Genomic DNA, 13,563 nt, shown 5'->3' on the forward strand with positions numbered 1-13,563 from the left:
CAATCACGTCGGAGTCGAGCGGGACGGAGGGCGCGAGCACCGCGTTCTTCCGGTCCACCCACTTTCGCAGCAGGGCGAGGGGTGAGCCGATGAGCAGGACGATGATGGCGGAGACGGACCACCCCACGGTGAACATCCGGAGCGCGGCGGGCACCTCGACCTGGGGTCCCGCCAGCAGGGGGACCAGCCACACGACGAGCGAGCCCACCGAGCCGCCCAGCAGCACCCACCGCCGCCATCCACGCAGCAGGTCGGGCCAGAGCGCCCGCAGCACGCCCCAGGCGCCCACATAGACCAAGAGGAGAAGCAACGGCCTGCCCATCCACACACTCCCACGCGCTGGAGAGCCCGAGTCATAGCGGCGAATCGTCGGCCCCGCCGCACGAAGTGGCTCGATGTAGGAGAGAGCAGGGTCCTGGGGCTCGGCCAGGAGCGGCGGAGCGCCGGGCCGTCCTCCCTACGCTGGAGCCCGACGCGACATTCCCGCCGAGGGCGAATCAGCCCCGGGCGCCGGGGCTGGCCATGCGCAGGTGCGCGTGCAGCGTCTCCGTGCGCAGGTAGAGGAACTGGGCATCGCCGAAACCCAGCGCGTCTCCATCCGTGAGGAGGACCTCCTGCTCCGGGGTGAGCGACGCGGCGTTGACCCACGTCCCGTTCATCGAGCCCACGTCCTTCACGGAGCAGTCCCCGCGTGACGCGTGCCACTTCAGCGTGGCGTGGTGCTTGGAGACCGACGGGTCCGGGACGAGCAGCGTGCAGCCCTCAATCCTCCCCACCGTCAGCTCCTGGCCATCGACGACTGGACGCAGGAAGTGGACCTCCAGCGCATCGAAGCCGCGGAGCATGACGAAGAGGCGGTCCACCAGCCGGCTGCGATGGGCCATGCCCACGGTGCGCGCCTCGCCCAGCCGCATCGCCACCTGCTGGAAGACGGGTTCGGGCGGCTGCTGGACGAGGACCACGGGCCCGGAAGCATCGAGGAAGGCTTCCAGGGTTGCCAGGGCGAACGGGCGAAGTTGCTTCACGGACGGCATGGTGGCCGCAACTTAACCCGGAGCCGCTGGCGGACGCTCGCGACGTCGGCGCGCCCCCGGCTGTCGTCCACCAGATGACGCTCCCATGCGAGCACACGAGGACGCCCGGGCCCAGGATGGACGGAAGGTTTCACGTCGAGCGTTCCAGGGCTCAATCCATGCGCAGTGGTTGCGGCGGACTGTAATCCCAGACTTGAGACGGGCCTGAAAACATTTCAGATAGTGGCAATCAACGATAGAGGCGAAAAGACAATCATTGCATATGGGTAGCGGGGCTCAGGTCGGTGAGTCCCATCACCCAGGAGAACCATATGAAGGCGCTGTCATTCATGGTGGTCGCGGGGCTCGCTGTTGGAATGCTCACGGGGTGTGGACCCGAGACGTCCTCGCCCGAGGCTGTCTCCGGAGAGCTGGGCCCGCGCTACGAGGCGACGCGCAGCGACGGCACGCCCGTGACGGTGCGGGATGCGTCGGGCGAGAGCAACGTGAGCGCGCAGGCCATCGAGGGAGACCGGACCGTCACTCAAGCCGCGTGCTGGGTGACGCTCCAGTGGTGTAGCGAGCCGGGAACCGGCGACATCGTCTGCACCCAGAACGGCGGCTGCACCACCGCGCAGTTCATCTCGGCGTGCATCTCACTGGCCGAGGATATCTGCGGAATCTGAAACATCCGTGGATAGACAGCGTCAGCCTGGAGCTCGGGCTGACGCTGTCGCACTGCTTGCCTGATTCCTCTCACTCTCCGTGGAGCCGAGCCGGCTCCGGGGAGACGTGGGTGTGCGACATTGGACAACCATGCGCGGGGCCTCGCACGCGGGGCGCGTCGTGGCTGTGCGTGGTGCGCCGCGTCGTGAGACAAGGCTTTGTTCGGGTGACGTCGCAGGTTACATCCTCGTGACACAAACATCTGTGTTCGCACGAGGAGTCCTCGAACCATGTGGGAGCGAATGAAGAAGCGCGGCGCGTGGGTGCTGGCGTTGTCGTTGCTGGCGATGACCGCGTGCTCGGATTCAGAGGATGACGCGACACCGGACGCCGGGCAGGAGCAGCCTGACGGTGGAGGTACGCCCGACTCGGGGACTCCGGATGCAGGGCCTCCACTGCCGGCGCTGGAGGTGCCGGAGGGCTGCAACCCGCTGGCGTCGGAGCATGACTGTCTGTTGCCGTACCCGTCGAACTACTTCCTGCAGGAGGATGCGGCGCTGCCCTCGGGCCACCGCGTGAAGCTGAGCACGGCGGCGAAGTTGAAGATGAAGGACGGGACGCCCTTCGACTTCACGGACCTGCATCCCGCGGATGGCTATTCGCATGGGACGCAGATGCTCGCGCTCTTCCCGGGGGGGGTGGACGCGACGAACCTGCCGACGGTGACCCAGCCCACGGCGGCGACGTCGGGGACCACGGTGGTGCTGGACGCGGAGGCGCGCACAGGAGTGCTGCACTTCGCGGAGTTGGATCCACGCGCGCCGGATGACGCGCACCGGGCGTTGCTGCTGCGGCCGGTGGTGCGGCTGCGCGGTGGGGCTCGCTACATCGTCGCGTTGCGCGGGCTGAAGGCGAAGGACGGGACGGCGGTGCCCGTGCCGGAGGGCTTCCGCCGCATCCGGGATGGACAGACGGCGGGAGACCCGCTGCTGGCGCCCCTGGCCGCGCGGTACGAGGCGGACATCTTCCCGGCGCTGGAGGCCGCGGGCGTGGCGCGCTCCGAGTTGCAGCTCGCGTGGGACTTCACCACGGAGACGGAGGAGAACGTCACCCGGGACATGCTGGAGGTGCGCCGACTGGCGATGGAGGCCATGGAGGCCACGCCGCCCGTCGTCACGGTGACGGAGGTGAAGGACGAGGTGGACGCGAACATCTTCCGCCGCATCAAGGGGACGTTGCGGGTGCCGCTCTTCATGGAGACTGCGCAGGCGGGTGCGCTGCTGGCGCGTGACGAGCAGGGCCGGGTGAGGCGCAATGGCGAGGCGGAGGTTCCCTTCACGCTCCAGATTCCCCGGAGTGTCTGGGGGCAGGCGGTGGCGCCGGTGCGCTTCCTCCAGTTCGGGCATGGCTTCTTCGGCAGTCAGGGGGAGTCGGATGGCTCATTCGTCCGGCCCTTCGTGCAGGCGACGAAGATGGTGGTGATGACGGTGGACTGGTGGGGCATGTCGCAGGCGGATGCGCCGGGGGTGATTGGCGCGATGTCGCAGCAGCCCGCGCAGACGCTGCGCTTCACCGACCGGGTGCACCAGGGCATGGTGAACCAGATGGCTGTCACCTACGCGGCGCGGACGACGCTGAAGGAGGTGGCGGAGCTGAAGGACAACGGGGTGCTCGTGTATGACCCGGACCAGACGTACTTCTACGGCATCAGCCAGGGGCACATCCTGGGTGGGACGTACGTGGCGCTGTCGCCGCACATCTCCCGGGCGGTGTTCAGCGTGGGTGGAGCGGACTTCTCGTTGATGATGTTCCGCGCGAAGCCGTTCGCGATGTTCCTCCAGGCGATCGCGGCGGCGGTGCCGGATGCGTTGGACCAGCAGAAGTTCGCGGCGCTGACGCAGACGAGCTTCGACCGCATCGACCCGATTACCTACGCGCCGCACGTGCTGACGGCGCCGTACACGGGTGGACCGGCGTCGCGTCGGGTGCTGGTGCAGTACGGGCTGGGAGATGCGCAGGTGCCCAACGTGGCCACGGAGCTTCACGCGCGGGCGATGGGCCTGACGCAGCAGCTCCCGGCGACGTGGCGGGTGCCGGAGTTGCCGGTGTTCGAGGGCGCCGTCGATGGCGCGGCGCTGGTGCAGTTCGACTTCGGGCTGCCGGCGCCGCTGCCGGGCACGGTGGCGGACCTGCCCGCGCTGGACAACCCGGTGCACGAGGGCGTGCGGCGCAACGTGAAGGGCCGCGAGCAGGTGGACCTCTTCCTGCAACTGGATGGCAAGGTGGAGACCACCTGCGGCGGCGTCTGCCTCGGCGCCAACTGACGTCAGGACCTGCCTGAGAAGGGCGTGTTGCTTGCAGGAATCGCGGTCCGCGCCCACTCGACGGGCGCGGACCGTCCAACCTGTGAGACTGCATGCGCCCCTCTATCGAAGCGACTTCCCCGGCCCGTCCTCCTCCGATTCCACGAACTCCGGTAGGCAGTAGACGCCGCGACCTGGAGGGTGAGAAACAGGGCTCGGACCTCGCGCCTGTGCTGGCCCCCGTTCGTCGGGGTGGTGCACGGCCTCGTCAGGGAGGATGCATGACACGGTACTGGCTCTCGTTCGACCTGGGGCTTCGAGGCAACTACGACGACCTCTACAGGTGGCTGGCGAAGCTGGAAGCGCGCGAGTGCGGTGATGGCATGGCGACCTTCACGACGGCGCTGACGCCCACGCAGCTCAAGCGCGCCCTCAAGCCCATCATCGGAAAGAAGGGGCGGGCCTATCTGATTGGGCCCGACAAGGATGGGAAGTGGAGCGGGAAGTGGTTGTTCGGCAGCCGGCGTCCGGCCTCCTGGGTCGGCTACACCGAGGTCGCTGGAGAGGAGCAGGACGACGCATGAAGGTCTGCGTCGATGCTTGTTTCCTCATCGCGCTGTACGACTCGCGGGACGGTCTGCACGGTGTCGCGGAGGCCCTCTTCGAGAAGCTCTTCGATTCGGCCACGCATGAGCTCGTCGTCCCCTGGCCCATCCTCTATGAAACGGTGTCGACCCGGATGGCGCGGCGAAGTGACTCGCTGGGGCTGCTGGAGCGGGACTTGAAGCGCCTGCGGCAGCGCAACCGGCTGTCGATGTTGTTCGACCGCAAGATGCGGGAGCAGGCGCTGGGCGAGTGCTTCGAGGAGCTGAAGAAGCAGGGAGGCAGCTACCGCGCCTTGAGTCTGGTGGACCGGGTGGTGCGGCTGATGCTGCTCAACCCGAAGAACCGGCTGCACGCTCTCATCACCTTCAACCGGGGTGACTTCGAGGATGTGTGCCGGAGCCGGAAGATTCAGCTCATCGACCAGTACGGTTGACGCCCGGACCCACCGCCTCACCATGTGGACGGCGGGCCCGGATATCCGGTGGACTCATCCCGCTGCGCTGGGTGCGCTCTTGAGCAGGTGGTCGCCGTAGTCCTCGCGCAGCTTCGTCTTGAGGAACTTGCCCGTGGACGTGCGCGGAATCTGGGCGATGAAGAGGTAGTCGTCCGGCAGCCAGAACTTGGCGAACTGCTTCGCCAGGTGCTCGGCCAGCTCCTCCTTCGTCGCCGTCTGTCCTGGCTTCAGCACCACCGCCGCCAGTGGACGCTCGTCCCAGCGCGCGTGCCGCCCGGCGAACACCGCCGCCTCCAGCACCGCCGGGTGGCTCATCAGCGCGTTCTCCAACGCCACCGACGAAATCCACTCGCCGCCCGACTTGATGACGTCCTTGCTCCGGTCGCAGATGCGGACATACCCATCCGCGTCCAGCGTCACCACGTCACCCGTCTTGAACCAGCCGTCCGCCGTGAAGCGGTCCTGCCCCTCGCCGCCGTAGTACGAGCCCGCCACCCACGGCCCGCGCACCTCCAGCTCGCCCATCGTCGAGCCATCCCACGGCAACGGCTTGCCCTCCTCGCTCATCACCCGCGTCTCGACGAAGGGAAGCGCGAAGCCCTGCGAGCCCTGCGCCGCGAGCTGCGTCTTCGCGTCCGCGTGGCGAAGCTCCTGCTTCACCTTCGCCATGGTGCCCACCGGGTTCATCTCCGTCATGCCCCACGCGTGCGTCACCTCCAGCCCGTGCCGCTGACGGAAGCCGTCAATCATCGCCGGAGGCGCCGCCGAGCCACCAATCAACATGGTGCGTACCGCGCTCAGGTCCCACTTCCTCGGGTCCTGGTCCAACAGCGCCAGAATCCCCAGCCAGATGGTCGGCACCCCGCCCGCAATCGTCACCTTCTCCGCCGCCATCAAGTCCAACAGCGACGGCGGGTCCAGGTGCGGCCCCGGCATCACCATGCGCGCGCCCGTGAGCAGCGCGTCGAACGGCAGGCCCCACGCCGCCGCGTGGAACATGGGCACCACTGGCAGCACCGAGTCCGCCTCGCCAATGCCCGTCAAATCCTTCATGCAACACACCAGCGTGTGCAACACGATGGAGCGGTGGCTGAACAGCACCCCCTTCGGGTTGCCCGTCGTCCCCGACGTGTAGCAGAGCATCGCCGCGCTGTTCTCATCCAGCGTCGGGAAGTCGAAGTCCACCGACTCCTTCGCCAGCAACTGTTCGTAGTCCAGCATCCCCTCGGGCGCCGGCCCCGCATCCGGGATGACGATGACGTGGCGGATGCTCGGCACCTGCGCCGCGAACTTCTCGAACAGCGGCAACAACGAGCGGTCCACCAGCACCACCGTGTCCTCCGCGTGCCGCGCGATGTACGCCAAATCGTTCGGGTGCAGACGCAGGTTCAGCGTGTGCACCACCGCGCCCATCGCCGGGATGCCGAAGTACGCCTCCAGGTGCCGGTAGTGGTTCCAGCTCAGCGTCGCCACCCGGTCGCCTGCCTTCACCCCCAGCCGCGTCAGCGCATTCATCAGCTGACACGTGCGCCGGTGGAAGTCCGCATAGGTATAGCGGTGCGTCGTCTTGTCCGGATTGCGGCTGACGATTTCCGAGCGCGGGAAGTACGTCCGCGCGCGCTCCAGGAAATGCGTCAGGGTGAGCGGGAAGTCCATCATGCGTCCTGGAAGCATCGGCACCGTCCCTTCACGGCGAGGGTAGGCCACCGATGCTACCGGATGCGCACACGAGCCAGCGCCCCGCGTCATGTGGCTCGTTTGTTATCGCACTGCGTCAGCCGAAGAAGACCTGGGCGACCTCGAAGAACTCCTTGGGCACCTTCTTGAGTTCCTTCGTCGCGGCGGACAGGTCCACGCTGATGATTTCGTTGCCCTTGAGCGCGGCCATCATCCCGAACTCGCCGCGGGCCACCATGTCGCAGGCGTGGACGCCGTAGCGGGTGGCGAGCACGCGGTCATGCGCGGTGGGCGCGCCGCCGCGCTGGATGTGGCCCAGCACGGACACGCGCGTCTCGAAGCCAGTGCGTCGCTCGATTTCGTGCGCGACGATGTTGCCCACGCCGCCCAGGCGCGGCCGGCCTGCCTCGTCCAGCGAGCCGCTGGTGACGAGCTGCTCGTTCTGGTCCGCCGCCAGCTTGATGCGCGTGCCCTCGGCGACGACGACGATGGAGAAGGTGCGCCCGCCCGCGTGACGGCGCTGGATGTGCTCGGCCACGCGCTCCAGGTCGGCCGGAATCTCCGGCACCAAGATGACGTCCGCGCCGCCGGCGATGCCCGCGTAGGTGGCAATCCAGCCCACGTGTCGGCCCATGACCTCGCAGACGATGACGCGCTTGTGGGACTCGGCGGTGGAGTGCAGCCGGTCCACGGCCTCCGTCGCAATCGACACGGCGGTGTCGAAGCCGAAGGTGAAATCTGTGCCGTTGAGGTCGTTGTCGATGGTCTTCGGCACGCCGACGATGCGCAGGCCCTCTTGCGACATGCGCGTGGCGGCGGACAGCGTGCCCTCGCCGCCGATGGCGATGACGGCGTGGATGCCATTGCGCTCAATGGCGCGCTTGACCTTCTCCAGCCCGTTCTCGACCTTGAAGGGGTTGACGCGCGAGGTGCCGAGGATGGTGCCGCCCCGGTGGAGGATGCCGGAGGTGGTCTCCCGCGTGAGGCGGAAGTGGTTGTCCTCGAGCAGGCCCTTCCACCCGTCTCGAAGGCCCATCATCTCGAAACCGTGGGCGTTGGCGCGGCGGACGATGGCGCGGATGACGGCGTTCAGGCCGGGGCAGTCACCCCCGCCGGTGAGCACGGCGACTTTCATGGGGAGGGTTCTATCGCGCCCGGCGGCACGCGTGCTCGCGAAGTTTGCCCGAGCGCTCTCCGACGGACGTGGCGACCCCTAGCCGAACACCGCGGGGCGCCTGTGAGTCCAGGGGTGCGCCGACTCGAGCTGAGAGGCCAGTCGGAAGAGGGTGGCCTCGTCGCCGTGGCGGGCGATGAACTGGACGCCCACGGGCAGCCCCTCCGGGCTCCAGTGGAGGGGGACGCTCATGGCCGGGTTGCCCGCCATGTTGGCCATGGGGCAGTAGGGCGTGAAGGCCGCCGCGCGGAACAGCGGCCCGAGCGGCTCGTCGGGCGGGGCGGCGAACGTGCCGAGCAGGGGCGCGGGCTCGGTGACGGTGGGCAAGAGCCACACGTCCACATCGGTGAAGCGCCGGGCGAAGGCGCGGCCGAAGCGCAGACCCTCGGCCTGGGCGTGCAGGTAGGCCGACAGGCCCTGGCTCAGGCCGAACTGGTAGAGCGCCCAGGTGAAGGGCTCGAAGTCCTCGGGTGACGGGGCGCGGCGCATGCGCCGGCCCAGACCCTCGATGCTGTTCACCACGCTGGCGGCCCAGGCGGTCATGAAGTGCTGCCCCAGCTCCTCGTCGCCCGGTATCTGCAAGCTGCCTTCGAGGACGGAGTGGCCCAGGCCCTCCAGCAATCGCGCGGTGGCGACGACGGCGGCCAGGCACTCGGGGTGGACGGGGGCGCCCACGGCGTTGCGCAGCGTCAGGCCGACGCGCAGGCGGCCAGGCGGTGCTCCGACCTCCATGAGGTAAGGCCGCGTCTTCGGCGGGGCGACGTAGGGCGCGCCCACGTCAGGGCCCTCGGTGGCGTCCAGCAGGGCGGCGCTGTCCCTCACCGTGCGGGTGAGTGCATGCTCGCCCACCAGCCAGTGGACGCCGTCCGCCAGCTCCGGGCCGGTGGGGTTGCGGCCCCGGCTGGGCTTGAGGCCGAACAGACCGCAGGCCGACGCGGGGATGCGGATGGAGCCGCCACCGTCCGACGCGTGCGCGAAGGGCACCATGCCGCTGGCCACCGCCGCCGCCGCGCCGCCACTGGAGCCTCCTGGGGAGCGCGTCACGTCCCACGGGTTGCGACAGGGGCCGTGAAGCGTGCCCTCCGTCGTCGGCAACAGGCCCAGCTCCGGCGTGTTCGTGGTGCCCAGCATGACGAGCCCCGCGCGCAGGTGGCGCTTGACGAGCTCGCTGTCGTGCTCGGGGATGAAGTCCTTCGTGAAGCGCGAGCCGAAGCGCAGCGGGGAGCCCTCCTGCGCGGCGAGCAGGTCCTTGAGCAGGAAGGGCACGCCGGTGAAGGGGCCCTGGGGCAGGGGCGTCTTCGCCCGCGCGCGCGCCGTGTCGAACTGCGTGTGCACGACGGCGTTGAGCTTCGGGTTGTGGCGCTCGATGCGAGCGATGGCCGCGTCCACCAGCTCCAGTGGAGTGACTTCCCCACCGCGGACGAGCTCGGCCTGGGCGGTGGCGTCGAGGCTGACGAAGGGGTCCATCCGTCGACTCTACCGCCGTTCCGCGCTGCCGCCCGCGCGTGCGAAGCCCGCTGCATGACGCGTTGCGTTTGTGCACTATCGGAAAGTGACGGGTGCCACATCTGTCACGGACGTGCCGCGCGGTGAACGCGTTCCTGACTCGGGGCTCGTGTTGGAGGTGTGGCTTCTATGCTCGTGTGCGCGCCTTCTTCGCGAGCGGGAGCCTCCTTGAACCTTCGAGTCTTCGAGTCCGAACAGGAAGCGGCCATCGCCTGCGCCGCGCGCGTCGCGGAGGCGGTGACGTCTCATCCGTCGCTGGTGTTGGGGCTGCCCACGGGGCGCTCGCCGCTCAACGTGTACCGGGAGCTGGTGGCGTTGCACGAGCGAAGGGCGCTGGACTTGTCTCGTGCGCGGACGTTCAACCTGGACGAGCTGCTCGGGGTGTCGGGCGAGGACGGCGGCAGCTTTCGCGCGTACATGGAGCGGCACTTCTTCCGGAAGGTGAACCTGTCGGAGGAGCGCATCCACTTCCTCGACGGCGCGGCGCCGGACGCGGAGGTCGAGTGCGCACGCTACGAGGCGGAGCTTGTCGCCGAGGGTGGGCTGGGATTGGTGTTGCTGGGCATTGGCGCCAACGGGCACCTGGCCTTCAACGAGCCGGCCGACCACCTGTTGGCGCGGTGTCACCGGACGCGGCTGAGTCGGGCGACGCGCGAGGCGAATGCGATGCTCTTCGGCGATGACCCGAGCCGCGTGCCGCTGGAGGCGCTGACCCTGGGCATGGGAGCGCTCATCCAGTCGCGGCGCGCGATGTTGCTGGCGTTTGGCGAGGGCAAGGCGGAGGCGGTGAAGGCCATGGCGGAGGGCCCCGTGACTCCGCGCTGCCCCGCCTCCTTCCTGCAACTGCACCGCGACGTGGAGGTGTGGTTGGACCGGGACGCGGCGAGCGCGCTGTCGTCGCGGACTCAGTAGGTGTTCGAGTTGGCGACGCGGGGTGACATCAGCGCGCGCAGCTTGCCGAGCAGGGTGAGGAACTCCGCGCGGTCTTCCTGACCGTCCACCGCGTCCTCCGCGAGCGAGTGGATGCGCGAGAAGCCCCGGTCATCGGTGGGCGCGGTGCCGCGCAGAAGGTCCGCGGTGCCAGCGACGGCGACGGCGAAGCGCAGGTCGGAGGATGCCCTCGTCAGGGATTCACGCACCCGGTTGCGCGGGAGGGCGAAGCGCTGCTCGGAGACCTCGGAGTCGCCGGGCTTCTTGGCGCGCACGCGGACGGTGGCGACGGTGGAGCCTTCGCCCGTCAAGTCGAGTTCGTACAGCGCGGTGACGGTGTGGCCCGCGCCGATTTCGCCCGCGTCGACGGCGTCCTCGCGGAAGTCCTTGTCGGCGATGGCGCGGTTCTCGTAGCCGAGCAGCCGGTAGCCGCGCACGGCGGTCGGGTCGAACTCCACCTGGATTTTGACGTCCTGGGCGATGACCTCCATGGTGCCGCCGAGCTGCTCCTGGAAGACGCGGCGGGCCTCGCGCTCGGAGTCGATGTAGAAACAGTTGCCGTTGCCCTTGTTGGCCAGACGCTCCATCAGGTCATCGCGGTAGTTGCCCATGCCGAAGCCGATGGTGGAGAGGGTGACGCCTTCCTTCACGTAGCGGCTGATGCTCTCCAGCATGGAGTCCGCCGTCTGATTGCGGCCGAGGTTGGTGTCGCCGTCGGTGAGGACGACGACGCGCGAGACGCGGTTGGCGCCGGCCATGCGCACGGCGTGCTGATAGGCCAGCTCCAGGCCGCTGCCCATGGCGGTGCCGCCGCCCGAGGAGAGCTCGTCGATGACGGACTCGATGTGCTTGCGTTGGCTCGCGGGGGTGGTGTCGAGCACGGTGCGCACGTCGCCCGCGTAGGTGGAGATGGTGACGGTGTCGGTGGGGTTGAGGCCGGCGACGGCGAGCTTCATCGACGTCTTGGCGAGCTCCAGTCGGTCCGTGCCGGACATGGAGCCGCTGGTGTCGACGAGGAACACGAGGTGCGTGGACTTGCGCTGGGCCTTGGCGACGTGGCGGCCCTGGAGGCTCACCTTGAGGATGTGCTGGCTCGGGGTGAAGGGGGAGGGCGCGGCCTCCAGCGCGACGTGGAAGGCGCCTTCGCCGGGGGCGGGCTCGGGGACGCGGTAGCGGAAGTAGTTGACCCATTCCTCGACGCGGACGGTTTCGGTGGAGGGCAGCCGGTTGTTTTGCACGGCGCGGCGGAAGAGAGCGTAGGAGGCGGTGTCGACGTCCACGGCGAAGGTGGAGAGCGCGTCATCCGCGGTGCGGGTGTAGGCGTTGGGGGCGAGGCGCTCCACGGGATAGGATGGGGAGACCGCCGGCTCCGAGGCGCCCGGGTTGAAGTGCTGCATCGACTTGCGGGGAAGGGATGGCGAGGAGGACGCGCCGTCATATTCGGAGTTCTCTCCGAAGCTGCGCAGGGTCTTCTTGTGGGCCACGCCCGAGACGCCGAGCGACGCGGAGCTCGCGCCAAAGAGCTTGCGGAGGTTGTCGCCGAACAGCGTGACTCCGGCCACGAAGGCGAGCGCGGCGGACAGCAGGGTGAAGGTGACCTTCAAGGACTTGCTCATGGAGCCTCGGGGCGTGCAGGGAGTCGTCATGCGTGAGCTACTCGTGGCACGAGTGCTCCACGCCGCGCGTCCGTCATTCGCCCGAGGTCGGTCAACGGGAGGAGGTCGGTCATCCGCCCGATGCGGCCTTCATCGCATGTCGGGTTTCAGCTTCGGTTTGGCTCCTCGGGTGGATGGCGACGCATGCGCCACACGTTCCAGGCCTCCATGGCCGTCGTGGCCGTGAGTCACGCAGAAGAACGTCGCGCACAGCCATAGGGCCATCATGAACAGGACCAGTCGGATGCCACTGCGGAAGGCGACCTCGGACTGACGGATGCGGGTGGCTCGCTTCATGGTCGACCTGGGACTCGTTTCATCTGAAGGGTCGAACGCAACATGCCGCGCGCAAAGTGTCGAATGCTTCGGGGTCATCTGGCCCCGGATGCGTCTGTTGGTGTTCCTCGCCCGTGACGACTGCGAAGGCTTCAGCCCGGGCGCGCGTTCACCGAGACAGTGGGCTTCGCCTGCGTCGCACGAGTCGGCGCCTTCGCGGGAGCAGCCTCTGTCTTCGGCTTCGCCTTGGGGGCCACCGGCTTGGCGACGACCGTGGTGCGCGCTGGCGCCGCCACTGGCTTCGCAACGGCCTTGGGCCGCACAGGCGCCACGGGCTTCGCCGCCACCTTGGCCACCGTCTTCTTGCTCACAGCCGCCACGGCGGACCGCACAGGCGCCACGGGCTTCGTCACCGCAGCCACCACGGGCCTCGCACGCGCCGCCACCACGGGCACAGGACGCGGCGGCTCCGGCGGCCTCGTCCGCACCCACGCCGTGAGCACCTTGGGCACGTAGTACTCCGTCTCCCCGTTCCTCGGCACGCGCCCATCCACCGCGCCGGGCCCCGCGTTGTACGCGGCCACCGCGAGCTTCACGTCCCGAAACCTTCGAAGCTGCTCGGCCAGATACCGCGCGCTCCCATCCAACGCCGGCTCCGGGTCGAACGGGTCCGCCACCCCCAGCATCACCGCCGTGGTGGGCATCAACTGCCCGGGCCCCATCGCTCCCGCCGGAGAGATGCGGTGCACCCGCCCCTCCGACTCCACCAGCACCAACGCCTGCAACAACCCCGGAGGCAGCCCGTGCCGCCGCTCCGCCCGCGCGATGAGCGGCTCCAGCGGCTCGTGCCCGTCCCACAGACACGACGGCCGGTGCGCCACATACGTGCCCAGCGCGTTCACCTTCATCTCCAGGAACGACAGCGACAACGGCGACACATGCGTGTCACCCAGCCACGAGATGGCCCCGTTGATGAGGACCACCGGCACGACGGCCGCCAGCCCCACCCACGCCCACCACGGAATGCTGAAGCCACCCAGGGCCCGCTTGCGCGCCACTCCCCACCCTTAAGTGCGCCTGGCCCCTCCGTCCAACTTCCGGCGCCCCTCCCGTGTCCCAGGCGGCACTCGCAGTCCATCCAACACCAGCGTCGTCAGCGCATCCGGCAACTCCAACGGATTGCCGATGTCCTCCTCACTCAACACCGCGAGCAACAACCGCTCCACCGCCCCCACCACCGCGAGTCCGCTCACCGCCGGCCGTATCGGCCGCAACAGCCCATGCGTGTGCGCCTTCTGGGTGA

At 68.8% G+C, this 13,563-nt stretch carries 11 protein-coding genes and 2 pseudogenes; 5 read left to right on the plus strand and 8 right to left on the minus strand.

The genetic code is table 11. The features are described 5' to 3' along the window. Both HUW62_RS39485 and HUW62_RS39490 read right to left on the minus strand, forming a co-directional pair. A pseudogene (locus tag HUW62_RS39485) lies at nucleotides 1-310 on the minus strand (metallophosphoesterase); the annotation flags it as partial. A gap of 187 nt (nucleotides 311-497) precedes the next feature. Further along, nucleotides 498-1,034, minus strand: coding sequence for an FHA domain-containing protein (locus HUW62_RS39490; RefSeq protein ID WP_176437360.1), 537 nt, complete (start codon nucleotides 1,032-1,034; stop codon nucleotides 498-500). A 311-nt stretch (nucleotides 1,035-1,345) separates the two neighbouring features. On the opposite strand from HUW62_RS39490, the gene HUW62_RS39495 reads away from it, so the two are divergent. The 4 genes from HUW62_RS39495 to HUW62_RS39510 all read left to right on the plus strand — a co-directional run bounded on the left by HUW62_RS39495 (nucleotide 1,346) and on the right by HUW62_RS39510 (nucleotide 5,021). Further along, nucleotides 1,346-1,699, plus strand: a complete 354-nt coding sequence (locus tag HUW62_RS39495) for a hypothetical protein (RefSeq protein WP_176437361.1) — start codon at nucleotides 1,346-1,348, stop codon at nucleotides 1,697-1,699. Nucleotides 1,700-1,969: 270 nt separating this feature from the next. Further along, nucleotides 1,970-4,003, plus strand: coding sequence for a hypothetical protein (locus HUW62_RS39500; protein ID WP_176437362.1), 2,034 nt, complete (start codon nucleotides 1,970-1,972; stop codon nucleotides 4,001-4,003). Nucleotides 4,004-4,263: 260 nt separating this feature from the next. Continuing rightward, nucleotides 4,264-4,566: a hypothetical protein gene (locus HUW62_RS39505; RefSeq protein ID WP_163869015.1), complete on the plus strand. Its 303-nt coding sequence runs from the start codon at nucleotides 4,264-4,266 to the stop codon at nucleotides 4,564-4,566. Beyond that, on the plus strand, nucleotides 4,563-5,021 hold the full coding sequence (locus tag HUW62_RS39510) for a hypothetical protein (RefSeq protein ID WP_176437363.1): 459 nt from the start codon (nucleotides 4,563-4,565) through the stop codon (nucleotides 5,019-5,021). Before HUW62_RS39505 ends, HUW62_RS39510 begins: the two co-directional genes overlap by 4 nt. A 54-nt stretch (nucleotides 5,022-5,075) precedes the next feature. Here the strand turns inward: HUW62_RS39510 and HUW62_RS39515 are convergent, their stop codons facing one another. The 3 genes from HUW62_RS39515 to HUW62_RS39525 form a co-directional block, all read right to left on the minus strand. Beyond that, on the minus strand, nucleotides 5,076-6,716 hold the full coding sequence (locus HUW62_RS39515) for a long-chain fatty acid--CoA ligase (RefSeq protein ID WP_176437364.1): 1,641 nt from the start codon (nucleotides 6,714-6,716) through the stop codon (nucleotides 5,076-5,078). Between the two features lie 100 nt (nucleotides 6,717-6,816). Beyond that, nucleotides 6,817-7,854, minus strand: coding sequence for a 6-phosphofructokinase (locus tag HUW62_RS39520; RefSeq protein ID WP_163869018.1), 1,038 nt, complete (start codon nucleotides 7,852-7,854; stop codon nucleotides 6,817-6,819). Nucleotides 7,855-7,932: 78 nt separating this feature from the next. Next, entirely contained in the window at nucleotides 7,933-9,360 is a 1,428-nt protein-coding gene (locus HUW62_RS39525) for an amidase (protein ID WP_163869019.1), read from the minus strand. 207 nt (nucleotides 9,361-9,567) lie between these two features. On the opposite strand from HUW62_RS39525, the gene HUW62_RS39530 reads away from it, so the two are divergent. Continuing rightward, nucleotides 9,568-10,311: a glucosamine-6-phosphate deaminase gene (locus tag HUW62_RS39530; protein WP_176437365.1), complete on the plus strand. Its 744-nt coding sequence runs from the start codon at nucleotides 9,568-9,570 to the stop codon at nucleotides 10,309-10,311. Here HUW62_RS39530 and HUW62_RS39535 read toward each other — a convergent pair. The 3 genes and pseudogenes from HUW62_RS39535 to HUW62_RS39545 all read right to left on the minus strand — a co-directional run. Then, entirely contained in the window at nucleotides 10,305-11,945 is a 1,641-nt protein-coding gene (locus tag HUW62_RS39535) for a von Willebrand factor type A domain-containing protein (protein WP_176437366.1), read from the minus strand. The genes HUW62_RS39530 and HUW62_RS39535 overlap by 7 nt on opposite strands. A gap of 467 nt (nucleotides 11,946-12,412) precedes the next feature. Next, nucleotides 12,413-13,318, minus strand: coding sequence for a lytic transglycosylase domain-containing protein (locus HUW62_RS39540; protein WP_176437367.1), 906 nt, complete (start codon nucleotides 13,316-13,318; stop codon nucleotides 12,413-12,415). Between the two features lie 9 nt (nucleotides 13,319-13,327). Then, nucleotides 13,328-13,563 (minus strand): annotated as a pseudogene (locus HUW62_RS39545) (TetR/AcrR family transcriptional regulator); the annotation flags it as partial.

This window comes from Myxococcus sp. AM011, from assembly GCF_013372595.1.
Taxonomy (GTDB): Bacteria; Myxococcota; Myxococcia; order Myxococcales; family Myxococcaceae; genus Myxococcus; species Myxococcus eversor.